Raw genomic sequence first — 22,412 nt, forward strand, 5'->3', positions numbered from 1 at the left:
ACTAAGTGAATCATACTATTATCGCCTTTCACATATCATAGATAGTTTTTATAAACTTTGAGCTAATTCTTTAATATAGGCAGTAACCTGATCTTTCAGATTATCTCTTTCCAAGGCAAAATCAATCGTTGCCTTAATGAAACCAAACTTATCTCCAACATCATAGCGGATACCCTCAAAATCATATGCATATACAGCCTGAAGATCCATAAGACGCTTAATTGCATCCGTAAGTTGTATCTCACCACCAGCACCAGGTTTTTGTGAGGATAAGAAAGTGAAGATCTGAGGTGTAAGGATGTAACGTCCGAGTACAGCCATTCTACTAGGAGCCTTATCAATAGCAGGTTTCTCCACCATATCGGTAAGTTTAACTCGTCTACCTACTGGTTTATGGCTCTTTGATGGTGCAACGATACCGTATTTGTTTACTTGATCCTCTGGAACGGACTGAACCCCAACGATAGAAGCACCGGTTTCGTGATAAGATTCTATTAGTTGTTCAAGTGCCGGTTTCCCACCGTTATTAACAACAACATCGTCACCCAATAAGACTGCGAAGGGTTCATCTCCTATGAAGGATCTAGCACATAATACAGCATGACCAAGACCACGTGGTTCCTTTTGACGTACATAATAGATATTTGCTAAGCTAGATATATCATTCATCATCTTGAGTTCTTCATTCTTACCGGCATTAGCAAGATGCTCTTCTAATTCATAGGATCGGTCAAAATGATTCTCCATGCAATGCTTGTAGGAATTGGTTATTACTAAGATCTCTTCAATACCACTTTGTACAGCTTCTTCTACAATATACTGAATAGTAGGGGTATCTACAATGGGTAACATTTCTTTTGGAACTGCCTTTGTTACTGGAAGGAATCTTGTCCCAAGGCCAGCGGCTGGAATAACTGCCTTCTTAATTTTTGCCATCTACTATCTTCTCCTTGTACGATATATTTGGAAAATACAATATAACATATAATCTAGTAATTAGTAGTGAGTGACTATATTTTCCTAAAGTTCTATACATTATAATATATATTTTCTCCTTTTACAACTAATAAAGGTTAGGATTCGGGTGTCAAAAGCCTCTATCTATGAAACTTAAGGTTTTATTAATTATTCCAAATTGACTTATGTTTGCCAAAGTATCCATTTATTATATTTATGAATAATGGATATGAGTGTAACTAGATAGAGGTTTTTAGAAAAGAGGTAAAATATGAATGCTACTTGGAGGACAGTGATGAAAGACAGAAAGAAAAGTAAAAAACTACGCAACATAAGTAGAATTACCTGTCGCCTTATTGTATTATCTATGATTGTAGGTCTATTCGCCTACCGAGGTGATAAGAATACAATCAATGCAGCAGAGGGCGATACAGCAGATTTACGATTTATATTTACGACAGATATACATGGTCAGTTAAACAACATGGATTACGAGACTGGTAACACGTATTCAACTGGCGGGTTAACGAAAGCCTATACATTAATTAAGAATGCGAGAAAAGAAGTAAGTAGCTCGAATTATTTAACATTTGATATTGGTGATGTTCTTTATGATTATTCAACGGAGTATATCTTCTCTGAAGATCAAAAAGCAGTACAGCCGATTTATCAAGCGATGAAGAAGATTGGTTACGATGCAATAACATTAGGTAACCATGATTTTGACTATGGTTATGAGTATATCTTAAATCAAATTAAGAATTCTGGTTTAAGTAATGTAACTGTTGTTTCCAATGTATATGATTCGAAAACAAGTGAACCAGTATGGAATGAGAACCTAATTATTACAAAGAAGGTTACAACGAATTCAGGAAAAACAGCAACTGTTAAGGTGGGAGTAATAGGAGAGACAATACCTAAACTATCCACGAAAACAGAAAGTTATCTAGGAGTATTGAAAACAGAAGATATCGTTGAGAGTGTTAAGAAACAAACAAGTATATTGAAAGCAAAGGGCGCTGATGTAATCGTAGTACTTGCCCATTCAGGATTTGGTAGTGAAGATGCGGACCTTAATTTCAAGAATGTGTCTTATGCAATTACAGAGATACCAGAAGTTGACGCCGTTTTATGTGGACATGAGCATAGAATTTTCCCTAATGAAGATAAGACAACAACACATTATCAGCTACCAGGTGTTGATAAAGATACAAGTTTGGTAAATGGTAAAGTTTTAGTTATGGCAAATGACCGTGGTAAGAGCATTGGTATTGCAGACTTAAAACTTAATATTACGGGCAGTGGTAAGGTGACAGTTGCAAATGGTAAAGGTGAAGTACGTCAAGTTTCAAAGTACAATCCATCTCCAGATAATTCTCTTAATAGCTTCTATGGCGACTGGGAAAGCAAATTAATGGACTATACGAAGAAAGAAATCGCAGTCCTTGATAGTGATACTAGATTAACAAGTTATTTTGGTTATATTCAGGATAATGCCTCTATACAATTAGTGAATGATGCAAAGCTAAGCTATGCTCACAAATACCTTAATACCGTTAAACCAGAGTATAAAGATTATCCTGTAATTGCAGCTTCGCAGTACTATAAGTATGGTGTTAATTCTGTTGATGATTATGCCAATATATCAGGTGGGGTAACGGAAGCTGAATTAGCGCAGATTCAAGCCTATAATGGATATACTGCGATATATAAGATTACAGGAAAGCAATTACGTGAGTGGTTAGAGTGGATTGCAAGTGCATATGAAACCATTTATCAAGAGAATACATCAAGCGACACTACCATGGCAGGGCTTGTTCAGTCAGCAGTAGGAAAGCAATTAGTTTCCGATGAGTGGCAGAACAATTGGGGGAATTTTCGCGTCTTTGACGGGATTGAATATACCATAAGTCCGATTAACAAACCCAGATATGATTTGAATGGTAACAAGATTAATAATACAAATCGTATTACCAAATTAATGTATAATGGACAGAATGTAACGGATTCAATGGAACTCATTCTTGTAACTGATATTATAACAAAACCTACAGAAGCAACAGCCAATATTGACAATCAAAAAGTCTATGGAGGATATAATAGAGGACAGGTAATTGTCAGTGATTATCTTTCAGAACTTGCAAAGATGGGAAAAGTTAGTTATACAGCAGATAATAACTGGAATGTTCTTGTTCCAGGTGGATATTCATTCTTAATTAAGAGTCCTGTTACATCAGAAACTTTTGCTAAGAATACGAAATGGTACAGTAAAACCGCTACATCATTAGGTGGATTAGCATATATACAAGGGTATGGTAGTGCATTAAGTACAATCAACGCAGCACCTTCTATTATCCTTACTTCAACGAATACAGAAACAACGAATAAATCAGTTAAGATACTAGTTGATGCCTATGCTGGCTCAGGGATTGCACAGCTTAGATTCGTGTACGGAGATTATGATATAGATAGTTTCGTATGGGATTCAGCAACAAGCGTTGTGAATGGCGGTTTCACAGTAACAGCGAATGGAATCTATAGCGTATACGCAAAAGATGCGAAAGGAAATGCAGTCGTTCGTAAGATTAAAGTAACGAATATCAGTGACACGGATCTGGAAGCACCTAAGGTTAATACGTATACAAACAGAAAGACAAAGATTACTGGAACAGCAGAACCAGGAGCCATCATACGTTTCGTAGCAAGTACAGGTTTATACAAGCACGTAGTAGGTGCTGATGGTAACTTCTCATACGCTTTACCAAGTCAGCCTTCCGGTACAACGGTTCAAGTATATGTGGAAGATGCCAGTGGGCGTACAAGTAAGAGAACTACCGTTAAAGTAAAACGTACCGGTCCTAATGCTAGCGAACTTGATACCATTAATAATACTAGAGCAGGTATCTATGGGAATACCAATGATAGTGATGCTACAGTAATAGCAATTATAGATGAAACCGTTTATGTTGCTAAGAATGGTGGAAAAGCAAGATATCAAGCAAGCGAAATCTATAAGAGTAGCTTAACAATTAAAGAAGTAACACAAACAATTGAATCTGATTTTAACTTTAAGTTAAGTACACCATTATTAAAACCAGGTGTTAAAATTAAGGTATATTCTATCGACCATCTTGGTAGAGCAAGTCGTTTGAACACAGTTACTGTTAAGTCAGCAGGACCAAATGCACCTTCCATCTATGAAGTAATGGATATTGAAAGAACCGTTTCTGGTAGGGTAACCTCAGCAGAATCAGGATCAGAGTTCAAAGTCTATGTTACCGTTGGGGATAAGACATATTCAGCAGATTCGGATGAAAAGGGTTATTATTCAGTAGAAGTTGGTAAATTAACAGCTGGTGAGAAGATTAGCGTATATGCAACGGATGTTGTTAATAACAAGACAAGAAAGAGTTATACATCTTCAAAAACAGTAGGTAGTGTAGCAAGCTATATAACCACAGGAGTTGATTCTTTCTTCTTAGATCGTATTACGAATAAGATGACTTCTTTCTCTATATACCAAGAGGCAGGAGAAGAAGTATTTGTTTCCATTAATAAGACCGTATATGAAGGCGTGACCAACGAAGATGGTGAGTTTACAATTGATTTAGGTAAGAAACTTACAGCAGGAACTAAGATCTATGCATATACAAGATTTTCGAATGGTACTGTGTATGAAGTAGAAGAGCTTACCGTTTTAGCGGATGTTCCAGCTGTACCATTTACAACAAACAAGAGCATTACAACGAATACAAAGACAATTAAGATGGTTACAGATGAAAAATGTACCGTTGTTATGGCAATAGGAGATAAGAAGTATACGAAGACAGATGGCACATATGATAGCACGTTAGATGGTTATGTATATTCCTTCTCAATTCCTAGAACAAACTCTTCTGAGACAATCAAAGTATATGCTAAGAATAAGGTTGGAGCTAGTAAATCTGTGAAACTTACAATTGAGGAGACAGCACCAAATGCACCAAAAGTGGATAAAGTGAAGTCAACCGATGAAGAAATTACAGGAACGATTCACCTTATTGCACCAGATTCATTAGATGAGTATTCAGAGGTTACAGCGGATAATACTAAAACAGTTGTATACGCTAAGATTGGTAATAAGAAATACAAAGGTGAAGTAGATGATGACGGTAAATTCGTAATCAAGATTCCAAAACAAAAAGCGGGAACTGTTATTAAGGTATGGGGAACCAACAAAGCTGGTGGTGATGGACCAGAAAAAGAAATAAAAGTAGTGAAATAACAAAAGAGATTCAGGTGCCAAAAGCCCACTTTATATTTTGAGTCGTCAATTTGCCCAATTTATAGACTAGTATGTGAATGTGCAAATTGACGAAGGCAAGTTTTTTGGAGGGCTTTTGACACCTAAATTCTAAAAGTATATAAGGTAAAATAATAAGACTGCCAAGCCGCTTGTCTGCATATATTGAAATGATGGTATATGTAGCAAGATGACTTGGCAGTTTTTTTATAATAAGGTAGCAGAGCAGGAGTTGTTCAGCTTCGTAAACTTATATACGAACCTTGGTGCAATTTCCTATAGTTATGTGGTGAATAACCTTGAAACCTACGAAATATCTTAGCATAATAGTTCGGATCATCAAAACCTACACATGCTGCAATTTCTGTTATTGATTGAGTACCTGTGATATGGTTTCAATATCAGTGGATTTGATGCTTATTTGCATACGAATGTGATAGAAGCAGCAGGGGGCAGTTCTAGATAAGAAAAACAGGGGCTAAACACTTGGATTTATAAAAAATTATAAATTTTGGTAAAAACCTATTGACATTGTAGGAAAATTAGAGTATAAATAACTTATAAAACATATTAACTTACTAGGAATTATATAAAATAGGAAAAGGGGAATGCATTATGGCAAAGATAGCAAAAAAATTAACGGATTTAATTGGAAACACTCCACTATTAGAATTATCAAATTATGAAGAAAATAATAAGTTAGAGGCAAAGCTAATTGCTAAGCTTGAATATTTCAATCCACTTGGAAGTGTTAAAGATCGTATCGCATTTGCAATGATTGAAGAGGGAATTAAACAAGGAAAGATTAATCAAGACACAGTAATCATTGAGCCAACAAGTGGTAATACAGGTATTGGTCTTGCATTCGTAGCAGCATCAAAGAAATTACGTTTAATCCTTACAATGCCAGATACAATGAGTATTGAGCGTAGAAGAATTGTAGCAGCATTAGGAGCTGAAGTTGTATTAACTCCAGGAGCCGAAGGTATGAAAGGTGCTATTGCGAAAGCAAATGAATTAGCGAAAGAATATGGTAATGCCATTATACCACAACAGTTTGAGAATATAGCAAATCCAGAAATCCATAGAAAAACAACAGCAGAAGAAATCTGGAGAGATACAGATGGTAATGTAGATATCTTCGTAGCTGGTGTAGGTACTGGTGGTACGGTAACTGGTAACGGTGAAGTATTAAAACAAAAAAATCCTAACGTTAAGATTGTTGCGGTTGAGCCAGCTGCTTCACCAGTATTAAGTGGTGGAAAACCAGGTCCTCATAAGATTCAAGGTATTGGTGCAGGCTTTGTTCCAGAAGTTATGAATCTTGATATCGTTGATGAGATTATCAAAGTGGAAAACGAAGATGCTTTCACTGCTTCAAGAGCAGTAGCAAAAGAAGAAGGATTATTGGTTGGTATATCAGCAGGTGCAGCAATTCACGCAGCTACTGAATTAGCTAAACGTCCTGAGAACAAAGGTAAGAACATTGTAGTATTATTACCTGATACAGGTGAAAGATATCTATCAACTCCATTATTTGAAGAAGTATAAGAATAAAGGAAAGCTTCTGTGGTATACGAACAGAAGCTTTTCTTATATGAAATAAAAGTTTCTATTAACACAATGTAAAAACCCCAAATAAGCTGCCACACAAAGTGCGGCAGCTTATTTGGGGTTATGTTAAAAATACTTATTTTTCAGAGTTTTCGATAACTGTTACTGTGCAGCTAACAGAGGATCCATTATCTAAAGTAGCTTTAATAATAGTGCTACCAATCTCTTTAGCAGTAATTTTCCCGGTTGAGCTTATTACAGCTACATCTACATTACTACTTGAGAACTTTGGAATTTCAACCGTTGTATTGGGTTTGATAACAAGAAGATTCTCAAGGAACGGATATCTTTTACCAACAGCAAGTGATAACTCAGATTTAGCTAAGACAATACTTGCGGCAGGTGGTCCGACCGTGATTTCACATTCTAATGTCTTAATCGTCTTAGATTTCTCTTTGACAGTAGCTGTAATTATAACAGTTCCGTTTACATCATTTGCTGTAATTACGCCATCTTTATCAACAGTTGCAATTGCTGTATCATCAGACTTAAAAGAAACAGTCTGACTGTTCTCCACATTATATACCTTTAAGGTATAAGTTGAATTCGTTACTAATGATTTGTTTTTAACATTTAATTTTGCATTACTAGAATCTTCATCTGAAGGATTCGTAACTTGACTTGCTTTAGCTGTAGTAGGATATTTATTGATTGGAATAGGTATCGTACTTACTACTAAGCTTGCAAGACCAATTGCAAATAACCGTTTTTTTAAGTTTTTAACGTTCATACATAACTCCTATCTGCATTCCTATCATGCATTCAGTATTAACATTAACCTATTTTTTATTATATCACATCTCGTGATAATTATATAAGTAGTCTTTGTCAGAAACATGTCAAGTTTGTAAGAAATTCAAGTTTTAGTAGAGTATCCATGAGTTCCCAATTATTAGGAAGTTTTTATGCATCTATGTGTAAAACTAGCATTCTAAGGTAATATCGTAAGAAATTGTTAAGAATTAACCAAAGGATGACACTTGTATAATACATAGTTAATACGATATAATAGATTAGTATTGTTTAAAAAGGTTTGGGGTAACAGTAATGAAAGGACGGTTAGACTATGCAACATATTTTAATTGCCGATGATAATAATGATATAACGGATATTCTATCTACATATGCACAAAAGGAAGGGTATGAACCAATTGTTGCAGCTGATGGAGTAGAAGCTTTGGAATTATTTCAAAAATATAATCCAGTTGCGGTTTTATTAGATGTAATGATGCCCAAGGAAGATGGTTATGAGGTATGTAGAAAGATAAGAAGCAAATCAAACACACCGGTTATTCTAATTACTGCAAGGGGAGAAGATTTCGAAAAAATTATGGGACTTGATATTGGAGCTGATGATTATATCGTCAAACCGTTTAGTCCAAGTGAGGTAATGGCAAGAGTAAGAGCAGTACTTCGTAGAATGTCGAATTCCACTCAACCACAGAAATCTGAGAATACGATTTCTATCAGTAATCTTGAAATTAATTTAGATGAGTATACGCTCTACATAGATAATAAGAAGATGTCATTAACAAAAAAAGAAATTGAGACTATGTGGACTCTAGTAAGTAATCCGAATAAGGTATTTACGAGAGATAATTTATTAGATAGCTTGTGGGGATTTGACTATTTTGGTGATAGCCGTACAGTTGATTCCCATATTAAAAGACTGCGCGCAAAATTAGATAAAGTAGAACACTCAGATTGGACGATTAAGACAATTTGGGGAGTTGGATACAAATTCGAAATCGAGGAAGAATAATGAACATTGTAGATAAAGATAATAATGTAAAGATATATAATAGAATATCATTTCGAGTTTATCTTTATTTTGCTATTATAATTTGTTTGTTCGCAGCAACACTTGGCATGATGTTTGTGCAATTAAGTAAGACAAACTCAAAGAATACGTATAGAGATCGATTACGAAGCAAAGGGGTAAGCATAGCAGGGATTCTCAATGATTATATTGTATATGAGAATTATGAAGAATATCCGGCATTTTGGATGACCTTGAAGAAGGTAGAGACATCGGAGATGGATATCTGGATTGTAAACAATGGTGATGAGAATAGTCCGATGAAAGAGCTTGCGGATACTGATTTAACCAACATGGATTTGAATTCAAGTATTAAATCAGTTTTACACCAATCACTAGAAGGTAACATAACAGATAAGGTTTACTATAGTGATATCTATAAAGAAACAGTAATGTCCGTTGGGGTACCTGTATATGATGGGAACAAAGAAATAGTAGGTACGGTGTTGTTGCATTCTCCGATTAGGGGGCAAACGGAATTAATAAAAAATAGTTTGCGTATGATATTAATTAGTGCGGTAACTGCTTTATTCGTGTGTTTTATTGTTGCAGTTATATTCGCACGAAAACTTACTAAGCCTATATCAAAGATGCGTGTTACTGCACTTGGTCTTGCAGAAGGAGATTATTCTCTTAAGATTAATAGTAATCAACAGGATGAACTTGGTGATCTTGCAAGAATATTCGATATTCTTTCTGAGCGACTTGCTCAAAGTGAAGAGGAAAGAAAGAACCTCGAACAGATGCGTATGGATTTCTTTGCAAATGTATCACATGAACTTCGTACACCAATTACGGTTATTAGAGCTTATACAGAGATGTTAATTGATGGTATTATTACTGATGCTGATAAAATAGCTTCCAATTATGAAAGAATGTTGAAAGAATGCAAGGGTATGGAACGATTAGTAGGTGATTTGTTACTTGTGTCAAAATTACAGAATCCAGATTTTGCAGTTGAGAAAGAACCAATTAATCTAATTCAAATCTTTGATGACATTGTAAGGAATGCGACTGCTATTTGCTCAAAGAAGAATATTACACTTAATATCAAAAAAGACAGTGAGTCGGTTATGATGTTAGGTGACTATGATCGATTGAGGCAGATGTTCATGGTTATTTTTGATAATGCGGTTAAATTCTCAAAAGAAAATTCAAACCTGTACATAAAAATAACTTGTATGGACACAATAAGAATATCAATTAAAGATGAAGGTGTAGGTATCTCGAAAGAGGAATTACCTTATATCTTTGAGAAATTTTATAAATCTAAGTTAAGACAGAATGCCAATGGATCGGGTCTTGGATTAGCAATAGCAAAACAAATAGCAATAAAGCATAATGGTAAAATCGATGTAATAAGTGAACTTGGAAAAGGAACAGAATTTATATTTACATTCGACCATATGGAGAATTCATATGAGATAGAATTGGAAGATGAAGTTGCAGCTTCTTTATCGGATGATGACTGTTAATAGTACAAGCTGTTCATATAAATCAGATAATTAGTTAAAATATGAAATTAGTAATATAAATCAATAAATTAGTCTTTTATCTTGAAAAATCAATTCAGTAGAGGTATAATATAAGAAATTAAAGAACAAATACAGGTAACTATTCCTGGAATGTGCGACACTCTTGCTATTTTGAACCTACATTCATGAATAAGGGATACCAATATTTATGAGAATATGCCAGGCCATCGTTTGGAGTGGAAGGCAGACGCTTGTGTGAGGTAACCCACCTAGCTATAGCTAGGAGTCAAAATACAGGAAACGGCATTTTGGGGTAATTACACAAATGATTAAGGCAGCGTAGGCTGCCTTTTCTTGCTGTATAGGATTCTGTTATTAATTCGAATTAAAGATTAGGTTTCTTATAATAAGTAGATCTAATGTTACATAAAATAAATTTCTTGACAATAAATATCAATTGAAATACCATAATATAGCATAATATATGCTGATTATAAATTAATAGAAGGTGCACAAGGATAGTATGGATGAGAAAAGAATATTGTTATTTGATAATTTAAAGGGTTTCTTAATTTTTTTAGTTGTTATTGGTCATGTCATTGATTTAGCGGCATACCCATCAAATCTTACGCGGTTTATTTATTTCTGGATTTTTTATTTTCATATGCCCTTGTTTATATTTATTATGGGATATTTTTCTAAGAATACAATCAAATGCAGACAGCAAGTGTTTGAGCAGTTCTTTTTTCCGTATCTAGCATTAATTGCCTTGACCTTTATACAAGTAAGATTCTTACTTCCAATGGGTGAGAATACTGTTTTACGTGTATTAACACCAAAGGGAAGTAGTTGGTTCTTATTAGCAATGTTGATATGGAAGTTTTTACTTCATGATTTGATTAAGATACGACATGTCCTCATTTTTTCGCTAGCATTAGGGCTATTGGCTGGTTTTAGTCATGAGTTTGGAAATGTGCTGGCAATGGGAAGAATCTGTACCTTTACATTTTTTTATTTAGCTGGATATTATACGAAACAAGAACATATCATAAGAATTAGAAAAATACCTAAAATAGTAGTGTTAGTAGTTGGATTACTTGTAAGTGGAGTGATCTATTATCTTGCTTGCATAAGAGAGATACCTGTAAACAATATACTTTTACGTTATCACTATAATGATAATGATCAGATTCAAGACTTCCTTTATAGAGGAATCTACTATATAATTGCATGCATAATGATTGTAATATGTATCAATTTGATTTCAAATAAGAAATCGATATTAACAACAATTGGTCAAAGAACTTTAGTTATATATTTACTACACATGTTTATTGTGAGATGGATAGAAGCTTACTGTGGTGATATAATGATATTGAAACAGAACGCTTTATTGTATCTATTAGTTGTTATAGTAGCCTCCATAATTATTGTTGGAGTGTTATCTACGAAATGGGTACAAAACCTGTATAATCAATTCTTTGATTGGATAAATAGTGTATTCTTTCGATCAGTAGAATAAATTGGGCTATAATATTGGAGGCGTATTATGAGACATGGATTTGTAAAAGTAGCAGCAGCCACACCAACGGTTAAGGTAGCTGATACAACATTTAATACAGAACAAATTATTGAACTAATTCATAAAGCGGCAAAAGAGGAGGTTCGTGTTCTTGTACTTCCTGAATTATGTATCACAGGATATACATGTGGTGATCTATTCTTGCAGAATGCATTATTAACATCTGCCAAAGAATCACTAGTAAAGATTATACGAGCAACCAAGAATCTGAATATGGTTGTAGTAGTTGGATTACCAGTAATGAAACTTGGTAATTTATATAATGTTGCAGCTGTAATTTTTGAAGATAAACTATTAGGAATAGTTCCAAAGGTAAATGTTCCAAACTATTCAGAATTCTATGAAGCTAGATACTTTGGAGTTGGAAACCAGAAGGTAGAATATGTAGATATTCTTGATGAAAAGCATGTACCATTTGGATCCAATCTTTTGTTCCGCTGTATGGACATGCAAGATTTTGTGTTAGCTGCTGAGATTTGTGAAGATTTATGGGTGCCTATTCCACCTTCTTCAAGACATGCCCTAGCAGGTGCAACAATGATTGCGAATACCTCTGCAAGTAATGAAACAACAGGTAAAGATATGTATCGTAGGGATTTAGTGCGTGTACAATCGGCATCAACGATGAGTACGTATATCTATGCCAGTGCTGGTGAAGGCGAATCTACATCAGATGTGGTTTTCTCGGGCCATAATATTATTGCAGAGAATGGTACTATCTTAAAAGAAGCACCACGTTTTACCAATGATTTAACCATAACAGAAGTAGATATACAGAAGATAGTAAGTGAGAGAAGAAGAATGTCGACATTCTGTACAAGCAGTGATGAAAACTATACTTTTGTAGATTTCACATTCACAGATCATATAAACCAGGGTCCTTTAGAAACCTCTTTAACTCGTAAGTTTGATAAGACACCTTTTGTTCCAAGCAATAAGGATAGTTGTAATAAACGTTGTGAAGAAATCCTTAATATTCAAGCACTAGGTTTGAAGAAGCGCCTTATGCATATCGGTTGTAAGCATGCAGTTCTGGGAATATCGGGAGGACTTGATTCCACATTAGCATTGTTAGTTATAGCGAAAGCATATGATATGATGGGCTTAGAACGAAGTAATATTATAGCGGTAACCATGCCTTGTTTTGGAACCACTGACCGTACGTATAACAATGCAGTTTCATTAACGAATAAATTAGGTGCTACGTTAAAAGAAATACCGATTAAAGAAGCGGTTCTACTACATCTGCGTGATATAGGTCATGATGTGAATGTACATGATATTACGTATGAGAATGCGCAAGCAAGAGAACGTACACAGATATTAATGAATGTTGCTAACCAGGTTGGTGGTATTGTAATAGGAACCGGAGATATGTCAGAACTTGCACTTGGTTGGGCTACATTTAATGGTGATCATATGTCTATGTATGGTGTAAACAGTTCTGTACCTAAGACATTGGTTCGTTATCTTGTGGATTACTATGCAGAGACGTTAGATGATACTGATTTAAAAGACATCTTACTTGATGTACTAGACACTCCGGTAAGTCCAGAATTATTACCTCCTAAAGATGGTGAGATTTCACAAAAGACGGAAGATCTAGTTGGACCATATGAATTACATGATTTCTTCATGTATTATGTATTGAGATTTGGTTTTACACCAAGCAAAATCTTTCGTATCGCTCGCATCGCTTTTTCAGGTGAATATGATGATTCTGTTATCTATAAGTGGTTAAATACGTTCTATCGTAGATTCTTCTCACAACAGTTTAAGAGAAATTGTCTACCTGATGGACCGAAGGTTGGTAGTGTTGCAGTATCACCAAGAGGAGATCTTCGTATGCCAAGTGATGCAAGTAGCGTAGTATGGCTGAAAGACTTAGAACAGATTAAGAGGGATTATGGTATTGCAATCTAATTTGTTTTGGATTATGTTATAAATAGCAGTCTATGAACAATAGTGTATTAACAGAGGAGAATATAAGTATGGAATCATATGATATTGAAGATTTTATAGAAGAAGTGAAGTTTCAGATGACAGAGTACGATGTGCTTGAAGAGAAAACAATCCTTGATTGGGAAAAGAAAGCACGTGCGTATATTATGAGACATGGGAATAATAAAAACATTGCCATTAAGTCGAAAGATGAAATCTACATTAAAGTTTATGATGATGAGTTAATGGCACAAATTGCGCTTGCGTATTACCGCGCATTCCGCGATAATGATTTAGACGGATATTGGAAAACATTCAAGTTATAAAAGAAGGGATATTGTAGCCTAGTTAATTGGATTGAACTAGTTTACAATATCCCAAATCTTTTTATGTAGGTAATACTGTTTCGATACAGGTTATTTTTTTTCTGCCTTTTCTAGGGTTGCTTTTACTGCATCAAGTAAAAGGGTTTGCGTATATTTACTGTTTTCGGATAATTTAACGGAATCAATATCTCCTGTACTACATAGTTGGGATTCAATATCATCAAGAGATGGTTTGAGTAAAGGATACATTGTAGTTACCGTTTCATTAAGATTTGTTATACTAACTGAATTAATGTGGCTTTCATCGACAACAACTTCTATATTTAGCGAAGTCTCCCCTATCGTTAATTCAGATGTCCATACTCCTGCTGTATATTTCGCTGATTCTTGAACATCAGGATCCTTCTTCTTGTCTGGTAGAAACATAAAGATGAGAAGTAATATAAGAAGAATACCGAGGCCAGCAAATATTGCTGTGTAAATTATTTCTTTAAGTTGTATAATTACAATCTTAGTTTTTGACATCTTTTATCCTCCATAAGTTTCGTTATTATAGTATATTGTTTTACAGCTGTATTTATGATAAAAAATGGAACATTTCTTGAATCCTTTTTGATTAGCTTAAGGACAGGAAAAGACTGAGGGTAGACGTTTGATACTATTTGATGTACCATTGTTTGTAGGAAAGTATTTAAGGAGGAGGCTTATATGTCGTTACAACTTATATTAGGAAGTTCGGGAACGGGCAAATCTCATCGATTGTACGAAGAGATTATTAACGACTCAATTCATAATCCAGAGACGAATTATCTGGTCGTAGTTCCTGAGCAGTTTACGATGCAGACACAACGAGATCTGGTTGCAGCACATCCGAACCATGGGATTATGAATATAGATATTCTTAGTTTTATGCGTCTTGCTTACCGCGTGTTTGATGAATTAGGTGGACATGATAAGGTAGTCCTTGAAGACACTGGCAAGAGTATGATTCTAAGAAAAGTGGTAGAGAACAAGAGCGAAGAATTGAATATCTTCCAAAGTAATGTTAGAAAACAAGGCTTTATCGGTGAGTTAAAGTCCATGCTTTCTGAGATTTATCAGTATAGTATCAGTCCGGATCAATTAGAAAAGACAATAGAGCAAGTGGCAAAGCGTCCAATGCTTCAGAATAAATTACAAGATATCCTGACAGTATATCAAGGATTTCGTGAGTATATAGAAGAAAAATACATCACAACAGAAGAGATTCTTGATGTATTATATGAGAAGGTGGAGAACTCTCAGTTTGTACGTGATAGCGTAATCTGCCTAGATGGTTTTACGGGATTTACTCCTTCTCAGACGAAACTTCTTACTAAGCTTATAAGACTATGCAAGAAGGTCTATATTACTGTAACAATCGATGAGAGAGAGCAAACAGTAGCAGACGCGGAATATCAATTGTTTCATCTGAGTAAGAGGACAATTGCTTCTTTACAAGAGATTGCCATAAGTGAGCAGGTTCCTATCGATAAAGCAATTTGGTTGGAAGGCATTGGTGCGAATAAAGTGCCGTATCGTTTTCTAGAGAGTCCGGGATTGGCGGCTCTTGAGAAGAATCTGTTTCGATATCCTCGTGTTTCTTATAAGGAAGAGGTAAAGGATATTAGTATCCATGTTGCGAAGACTCCTGCGGAGGAAGTCGCATTTACAATCGTACAGATTAAGAAGCTTATTAGAGAAGGAGGATACCGTTATAAGGATATTGCGGTTGTTAGTGGTGATATCGGTACGTATGGAAGAATTATAGAGAATGATTACGAACAAGAAGGAATCCCATTCTTCATTGATAACAAGAAAGGGATTATTGGTAATCCTGCTGCCCAGTTGATTCGCAGTGTGCTAGATGTAATACAAAGAGACTTTAGTTATGAAACTATGTTTCGTTATCTTCGATGTGAATTGGTTGATATATCAAAGGAAGAAGTGGATAACTTAGAGAATTATGCGCTAGCAATGGGGATAAGAGGTTTCAATTTATGGAATAAGGATTGGGATCGTTCGTATAAATCTAGAAGTAAGATTGACTTTATTCGTTTGAATGAAGCGAGAAAAAAAGCTATTGCAGGTCTTGAGCAGTTGCGAACAGTTATTAAGAACAAAGAGTCAAATGTAAGAGAAATCAGTACAGCAATCTGTAGCTTCTTACTAGATAAGCAAGTTGCAGCTAAATTAATGGATTATACAGCTAGATTTGAAGCCATAGGTAAATTAAGCCTTGCCAAAGAATATAAGCAAGTATATCGTATGATTCTTGACTTGTTCGATAAGATGGTAGAACTTCTTGGGGATGAGATTGTGCCACTTGATGAATATAGTAAATTACTCGATACTGGTTTTGAGGAAATCAAGGTGGGAATTATTCCGCCGAGCATTGACCAAATTGTTGTGGGTGATATTGAGCGAACCAGATTAAAGGATATCAAAGCATTGTTTTTCTTAGGTGTTAACGATGGATTGATTCCTAAGTCTTCGGATAGCGGTGGACTGATCTCTGATATGGAAAGGGAAGTTCTATTGCAACATGAAGTGGAGTTAGCACCAACCAAACGTCAGAAGACCTTTACGGAACAGTTCTATCTCTATCTGAATCTGACAAAACCTAGGAAGCATCTATATGTAACCTACAGTAAAGTAGGTATGGATGGTAAGGCAAAGAAAGCTTCTTATCTGATTGGTAAGTTAAAGCAAATCTTTCCTAAGTTACAGGTTCAGGATTGTGATAATCAAAAGGACGACCTTGCGTATATCTTAGCTACAAGACAAGGAATTCAATATGTTACCGAACAGATTCGTGAGTTCTGTGATACAAATCAAGCATTACCAGACGGGGAAAGGGACGGTAATGGAGGGGTTTTGAACATTGTAACTGACACATTCAAAGAGCTCTATAGTTGGTATTATAGCGATGAAAAACGGCGCAAAGTATTAGATACAATCATTGAAGGAGCCTTCTATGAAGCAGAGGAGAATTCCTTACCAAAAGCAGTAGCCAGAGCACTATATGGCAATGAATTGTCAGGAAGTGTAACAAGGTTGGAGAAATATGCAGCCTGTGCTTTTGCTCATTTTGTTAGTTATGGACTTGGATTATTAGAACGTCAGGAATATCGTTTGGCGGTACCTGATATCGGAAATATATTTCATAAGGCAATTGACCTCTTCTCTAAGAAGGTGAAGAATAGCCAGTATGAATGGTACTCTATACCAGATGAAGTGAGGGAGCAATTTACCAAGGAGGCTGTTGAAGAAGCAGCGGTTGACTATGGAAATCAAGTTATCTTAAGTAGTAAGCGTAATTCTTATATGTTAGAGCGTGTGATGAGAATCACGAAACGTACCATATGGGCTTTGTGTACCCAAGTAAGAAAGGGGAGATTCGAACCAGAAGCTTTCGAATTACAATTCTCCTTCCTTGATAATCTAGATACGGTAAATGTAGAATTGGCACAAGATGCAAGAATGCAATTACAAGGACGGATTGACCGTGTAGATATATATGAAGAACCAGAGAAGAATCGGTTCTTAGTTAAGGTAATCGACTATAAATCAGGGCATAGCTCGCTTGATATGGGACAAATCTTCTATGGATTACAATTACAGTTGGTGGTTTATCTAAGCGCAAGTATGGAATTGCAACAGAAGAAGAATCCAGACCATAAAATCGAACCAGCTGGTGTATTTTATTACAACATCGATGATCCAATCGTTGATAAGACAAGTGATGTGGAGACTGCAATACTGAAAGAACTTAGAATGAATGGTCTTGTTAATGACGACATGCATGTAAGCAAATACCTAGACACTTCCTTCATGGACGCAGAGGGGAATATTAATGGTTCTGTAAAATCCGATGTTGTACCAATTGAGACAAACAAAGAAGGATATCCAACAAAACGTTCTTCAACCGCATCAAGTAGACAGTTCAAAGAGATGACGGAGTATGTGAATCATAAGATCGTTGAGATCGGAAGAGAAATCTTAGATGGACAGGCAGAGGTAAATCCTTATAAGTTAGGAGATCGTACAGCTTGTGATTACTGTGCTTTCCAAGGAATCTGTGGCTTTGATGTGAAGTTACCAGGCAATCGGTATCATCAATTGAAGAAGTTAGAGAAAGAAGATGTATTTGCTAAGATGGAATGTGTGTTTACAAAGGAGGTGGAATAGATGGCTGAAGTAGCATGGACGAGTGATCAGCAGAAGGTAATTGATCTTAGAGATCGGAATATCTTAGTTTCGGCAGCAGCGGGGTCCGGTAAGACAGCAGTACTTGTTGAGCGTATTATTAAGATGATATCAGAGGGAGAGAATCCTGTTGATGTAGACAAACTGTTAATCGTAACCTTTACCAATGCAGCGGCAGCAGAGATGCGAGAGAGAATCTTGCAGGCAATCGAGAAGAAGTTAGATAGTATGCCGGATAACAAGCATCTACAGAAGCAGATGATGCTAATTCACAGTGCGCAGATTACAACTATTCATAGTTTCTGTTTAAATGTTATCCGTAACCACTTCAATGTCATCGACTTAGACCCTTCCTTCCGTATAGCCGATGAAGCAGAGCTTACACTCCTTCGTGCAGATGTAATTGAAGAGTTATTAGAGGATCGGTATGAGAAAGCAGAAGAAGATTTTACTACGTTTGTAGAATGTTATGCCAGTGGAAAGACAGATACTGCTTTGGAAGAATTGATTCTACAGTTGTATCATTTTTCAATGAGTTATCCATGGCCTATGGATTGGTTAGAATCGCAAAAGAAGTCCTTTCGTTTGGAATCAGTGGATAGTTTACAAGAAACGGAGTGGATGAAGGGATTGCTTAATTATATCAAATCCATGACAGGTGATTTGATGTGTCGCAATGAACAAGCTAGAGAGCTTGCGAATGGTATAGGTGGTCCTTATATGTATGATGAGGCATTGCAGGAAGATCATTTAGTCATTCGTCAGCTTATGGAGGCAGAATCCTATCATCAGTATTCGGAAGTTCTAGAAAGCCTTAAGTGGAAGGCTTTGTCCCGTAAGAAAGATGAGGATGTAGATCCTACGAAGAGAGAACAAGTAAAAGCTATCCGTGATGAAGTGAAGAAAGCGGTTGTTGATATTAAGAAGAATTATTTTTATCAACCGGAAGAAGAAATGTTAACAGACTTACAAAAGGTAGCACCTGTTATGAAAGTACTAATCGATCTAACCGTTGAATTCGCAGAACGTTATGCTGGGGCTAAGGAAGAGAAGAACCTGGTTGATTTTAATGACTTGGAGCATTTCGCGCTTAATATACTTGTGAAGAAGGAAGAGGGAGTAGTTGTTCCATCGAATGTTGCAGATGATTTGAGTGAGTATTACGAGGAAATTTTAATTGATGAATATCAGGATAGTAACTTAGTTCAGGAGACGATTCTAACAAGTATCTCTAAGGAGAGGCTAGGAAGAAACAATCTGTTCATGGTTGGTGATGTTAAGCAGAGCATCTATAAGTTCCGTCTTGCTAGACCAGAGTTGTTCATGGAGAAATTTCATACCTATTCCCTTGAAGAAGGTGCAAAGCAAAGAATTGATTTACATGCAAACTTTAGAAGTAGAGCGGTAGTGCTTGCTTGCACCAATTATATCTTCGAACAGATTATGACGAAGCAATTAGGCAACATCGATTATGATGACGATGCGGCGCTAAATCCCGGAGCTGTGTTTGAACCATGCGATGATAGAATCTCTACTACTACGGAAGTCTTGCTTGTAACGGACGAAGAGTTCGATAAGCAGGAAGAACTTTTAGCTAGCGCGGATAAAAAACAAAGTAGTGAGAGTGAAAGTGGTATAGAGTATAATGATGGGAAAACAGAAGGTAAGAAAGAAACTAAGATAGAGAAGACAGAACTTGATAAAGAGCAAGAAGAATATACAGCTAGGGAGCTTGAGGCAAGGGCAATTGGACTTAGAATTAAAGAATTAATTCAACCAGAAACTGGCCTTAAGGTATGGAATAAAGAGAAGAAATGTTACGAGACTGCTAGATACCGTGACATTGTAATACTACTTAGAACGATGAGTGGTTGGTCTCAGACTTTCGCAGATACACTTATGTCAATGGGAATCCCAGCCTTCTCCGATACCCAATCGGGCTATTTCTCTACAATAGAGATTCGTACAATCCTTAATATGTTACGTGTTATTGATAATCCAAGACAAGATATTCCGTTAACAGCAGTATTGCATTCGAAGATGGTAGGTCTAACCTCAACGGACTTAGCAATTATTCGTGGTGTCAAAGATGATTGTGATATGTATGATGCAGTGAAGCATTATGCGCAGAGGTATCAAGCGGTCGTTGATAATAAGTCTGCTAAAGATTCCGGTAATGATCCTTATAAAGATGTAGATAAAGATGCTAATAAAGAGATAGAAACTGAGTTTATTAATGATAATGAATGTGGTACTACTGAAAAGAACCTGAAAGCAGCAAGTTATATCGTAGAAACGTCAGAGCTTGATAATCAAATCAATGAGGAAATCGGAAGTAAACTTATACTATTCTTTAAACGATTAGAGAATTATAGGGAGTGTCTGGCCTATACACCAATCCATGAATTAATCTGGTTAGTAATTAGGGATACTGGCTATTACAATTATGTATCAGCGATGCCAGCAGGGGATCGTCGTAAAGCGAATATTGATATGTTAATTGAGCGTGCAGTCCAATATGAAGCTACAAGTTATCATGGTCTTTTTCAGTTTGTACGTTATATCGAGAAGCTGCATAAGTATGATATTGACTTCGGAGAGGCTGTAACGGTAGGGGAAGGCGAGAATACAGTTCGTATCATGAGTATTCATAAGAGTAAAGGTCTTGAATTCCCAGTTGTATTCGTAGCGGGCATGAGCAAAGTATTCAACAACCAAGATGCAAGAAGCAAACTAGTTATTCATCCGGACCTGGGAATTGGTCCCGATTATGTGGACCCGGACCTTCGTATCAAGTCACCGACGCTTTTGAAGAAATTCATCCAAAAGAGAATTGTACTTGAAAACCTTGGTGAAGAGCTCCGTGTTCTATATGTTGCATTAACTCGTGCCAAAGAGAAATTAATTCTTACCGGATATGTACCGTCAGTTGGTGATAAACTGAAGAAATGGTCAGATACAAAAGATCAGACCAACCGTTCATTATTGTTTCAAAAATTAGCGGGAGCAGGGAATTATTTTGATTGGGTGATGCCTTCTTTGGTAAGACATAAGGACTGCAACTCCTTACTACAGCAGTATAATATTCTACCCGGAGTGAATCTTGAACCAAATAAGGAACGTGATGTAGAGGCTAATTTTGAAATAAAAACAATCGATGTACTTCGCACTGTTGAAGAGGAAGTGGCGAGACAACTTGTGAATACAGATAAGAAACAGCAGCTATTACAATGGGATGCAGAGCAGGTGTATGATGAGAGCATTAGAGAATCTATTCATGAACACTTAGGTTTTGAATATCCCTTTGCCAATGAAGTGAAATTACATGCCAAGATTACGGTATCTGAATTGAAAAAGTTAGGTCAGATGATTGATGATGAAGAAAGTATGCAACTATTCAATTCTAATGACAGTAAATTAGTTGGTGAACTATCACTGTTGCAAGAAACAAGCCAAATACATGATCGAATGGAAGAGCCAATTCCATTCGAGTACCAAGAAACAGACAAGGAGGAAGTAAATCAGTTAGAAAATCCATTAGAGAATCAAATAGAAGATATAGATAACGAGCTTCTTCCAAGGTTTATGCTTGAGTCAGTACCCGTACAAGGGGCAAGAAGGGGTACCGTATACCATAAAGTATTGGAATGTATCCCGATTCTTGATGAGCCAACGGTTACAAAGATACAGGAGGCTACTAGGCAGTTAGTGGAGAAGACAATACTTACAGAAGAAGAGGCAGAAGTAGTGAATCCGTATCAGATTGTAGCATTCATGAAATCAGATATTGCAAAACGTATGGAACGTGCCGGGAAACAAGGTAAGATACACCGTGAACAGCAATTTGTTTTCTCTATGAAGGCCAAGGAGATCCGTCCAGATTTCATGAGCGAAGAACCTATTCTTGTACAAGGTATCATTGACTGTTTCTTTGAGGAACATGGGCAGATTGTTATCGTCGATTATAAAACGGACCATATTCCGAAGGAGAGCGGAGAGGAGATTCTTCGTTCTAGATATAAAGTACAATTAGATTATTATCAAAGAGCCATAGAACAGACTACTGGGAAGAAAGTTAGTCAAAGAATTCTATATTCTTTTGCACTTCAAAGAGAAGTTGAAGTATAGAAAATATCTATTACTATGGTATTCAAAAGGATAGGTAAGTTATTAAGTCGGTAGTAATCAG

At 36.1% G+C, this 22,412-nt stretch carries 13 protein-coding genes and 1 other RNA gene; 10 read left to right on the forward strand and 4 right to left on the reverse strand.

The genetic code is table 11. The features are described from left to right. Positions 1 to 48: 48 nt before the first annotated feature. Entirely contained in the window at positions 49 to 936 is an 888-nt protein-coding gene (galU, locus tag BUB90_RS15805) for a UTP--glucose-1-phosphate uridylyltransferase GalU (RefSeq protein ID WP_073289407.1), read from the reverse strand. Between the two features lie 316 nt (positions 937 to 1,252). On the opposite strand from galU, the gene BUB90_RS15810 reads away from it, so the two are divergent. Then, positions 1,253 to 5,221, forward strand: a complete 3,969-nt coding sequence (locus BUB90_RS15810; protein WP_073289408.1) for an Ig-like domain-containing protein — start codon at positions 1,253 to 1,255, stop codon at positions 5,219 to 5,221. 254 nt (positions 5,222 to 5,475) lie between these two features. On the opposite strand, the gene BUB90_RS24315 is transcribed toward BUB90_RS15810, so the two are convergent. After that, positions 5,476 to 5,628, reverse strand: coding sequence for an AraC family transcriptional regulator (locus BUB90_RS24315; protein WP_084139319.1), 153 nt, complete (start codon positions 5,626 to 5,628; stop codon positions 5,476 to 5,478). Between the two features lie 226 nt (positions 5,629 to 5,854). Here BUB90_RS24315 and cysK point away from each other — a divergent pair, with 226 nt between their 5' ends. Then, the gene (gene cysK, locus BUB90_RS15820; protein WP_073289409.1) at positions 5,855 to 6,790 is read left to right on the forward strand and encodes a cysteine synthase A; all 936 of its coding nucleotides are present in this window, start codon (positions 5,855 to 5,857) and stop codon (positions 6,788 to 6,790) included. A 139-nt stretch (positions 6,791 to 6,929) separates the two neighbouring features. Here the strand turns inward: cysK and BUB90_RS15825 are convergent, their stop codons facing one another. Further along, on the reverse strand, positions 6,930 to 7,583 hold the full coding sequence (locus BUB90_RS15825; protein WP_073289410.1) for an Ig-like domain-containing protein: 654 nt from the start codon (positions 7,581 to 7,583) through the stop codon (positions 6,930 to 6,932). A gap of 336 nt (positions 7,584 to 7,919) precedes the next feature. Between BUB90_RS15825 and BUB90_RS15830 the strand changes: the two genes are divergently transcribed. From BUB90_RS15830 to BUB90_RS15855, 6 genes are all read left to right on the forward strand, one after another. After that, positions 7,920 to 8,615 carry a response regulator transcription factor gene (locus BUB90_RS15830; RefSeq protein WP_073289411.1) on the forward strand — a complete coding sequence of 232 codons (696 nt, stop codon included), beginning with the start codon at positions 7,920 to 7,922 and terminating at the stop codon, positions 8,613 to 8,615. Next, entirely contained in the window at positions 8,615 to 10,147 is a 1,533-nt protein-coding gene (locus BUB90_RS15835; RefSeq protein ID WP_073289412.1) for a sensor histidine kinase, read from the forward strand. Before BUB90_RS15830 ends, BUB90_RS15835 begins: the two co-directional genes overlap by 1 nt. A 139-nt stretch (positions 10,148 to 10,286) precedes the next feature. Next, positions 10,287 to 10,466, forward strand: a non-coding RNA gene (gene ssrS, locus BUB90_RS15840) — 6S RNA. 204 nt (positions 10,467 to 10,670) lie between these two features. Next, the gene (locus tag BUB90_RS15845; protein ID WP_073289413.1) at positions 10,671 to 11,669 is read left to right on the forward strand and encodes an acyltransferase family protein; all 999 of its coding nucleotides are present in this window, start codon (positions 10,671 to 10,673) and stop codon (positions 11,667 to 11,669) included. Positions 11,670 to 11,696: 27 nt separating this feature from the next. Next, positions 11,697 to 13,652, forward strand: coding sequence for an NAD(+) synthase (locus BUB90_RS15850; RefSeq protein ID WP_073289414.1), 1,956 nt, complete (start codon positions 11,697 to 11,699; stop codon positions 13,650 to 13,652). 68 nt (positions 13,653 to 13,720) lie between these two features. Beyond that, positions 13,721 to 13,996, forward strand: coding sequence for a hypothetical protein (locus BUB90_RS15855; protein WP_073289415.1), 276 nt, complete (start codon positions 13,721 to 13,723; stop codon positions 13,994 to 13,996). Positions 13,997 to 14,086: 90 nt separating this feature from the next. Here BUB90_RS15855 and BUB90_RS15860 read toward each other — a convergent pair whose 3' ends face one another. Continuing rightward, positions 14,087 to 14,521, reverse strand: a complete 435-nt coding sequence (locus BUB90_RS15860; RefSeq protein WP_073289416.1) for a hypothetical protein — start codon at positions 14,519 to 14,521, stop codon at positions 14,087 to 14,089. Between the two features lie 183 nt (positions 14,522 to 14,704). On the opposite strand from BUB90_RS15860, the gene addB reads away from it, so the two are divergent. Continuing rightward, positions 14,705 to 18,205: a helicase-exonuclease AddAB subunit AddB gene (addB, locus tag BUB90_RS15865; protein ID WP_073289417.1), complete on the forward strand. Its 3,501-nt coding sequence runs from the start codon at positions 14,705 to 14,707 to the stop codon at positions 18,203 to 18,205. Further along, a complete protein-coding gene (locus tag BUB90_RS15870) occupies positions 18,206 to 22,351 on the forward strand; it encodes a UvrD-helicase domain-containing protein (protein WP_073289418.1) in 4,146 nt (1,381 codons plus the stop codon). The last annotated feature ends 61 nt before the right edge of the window (positions 22,352 to 22,412 follow it).

It is taken from the genome of Anaerosporobacter mobilis DSM 15930, assembly GCF_900142955.1.
Taxonomy (GTDB): Bacteria; Bacillota; Clostridia; order Lachnospirales; family Lachnospiraceae; genus Anaerosporobacter; species Anaerosporobacter mobilis.

Coding starts and splice junctions, on each gene's coding strand:
- BUB90_RS15810 (WP_073289408.1), top strand. CDS start 1,253: ATGAAAGACAGAAAGAAAAGTAAAAAACTACGCAACATAAGTAGAATT.
- BUB90_RS15825 (WP_073289410.1), bottom strand. CDS start 7,583: ATGAACGTTAAAAACTTAAAAAAACGGTTATTTGCAATTGGTCTTGCA.
- cysK (WP_073289409.1), top strand. CDS start 5,855: ATGGCAAAGATAGCAAAAAAATTAACGGATTTAATTGGAAACACTCCA.
- BUB90_RS15850 (WP_073289414.1), top strand. CDS start 11,697: ATGAGACATGGATTTGTAAAAGTAGCAGCAGCCACACCAACGGTTAAG.
- BUB90_RS15870 (WP_073289418.1), top strand. CDS start 18,206: ATGGCTGAAGTAGCATGGACGAGTGATCAGCAGAAGGTAATTGATCTT.
- addB (WP_073289417.1), top strand. CDS start 14,705: ATGTCGTTACAACTTATATTAGGAAGTTCGGGAACGGGCAAATCTCAT.
- BUB90_RS15835 (WP_073289412.1), top strand. CDS start 8,615: ATGAACATTGTAGATAAAGATAATAATGTAAAGATATATAATAGAATA.
- galU (WP_073289407.1), bottom strand. CDS start 936: ATGGCAAAAATTAAGAAGGCAGTTATTCCAGCCGCTGGCCTTGGGACA.
- BUB90_RS15845 (WP_073289413.1), top strand. CDS start 10,671: ATGGATGAGAAAAGAATATTGTTATTTGATAATTTAAAGGGTTTCTTA.
- BUB90_RS15860 (WP_073289416.1), bottom strand. CDS start 14,521: ATGTCAAAAACTAAGATTGTAATTATACAACTTAAAGAAATAATTTAC.
- BUB90_RS15830 (WP_073289411.1), top strand. CDS start 7,920: ATGCAACATATTTTAATTGCCGATGATAATAATGATATAACGGATATT.
- BUB90_RS15855 (WP_073289415.1), top strand. CDS start 13,721: ATGGAATCATATGATATTGAAGATTTTATAGAAGAAGTGAAGTTTCAG.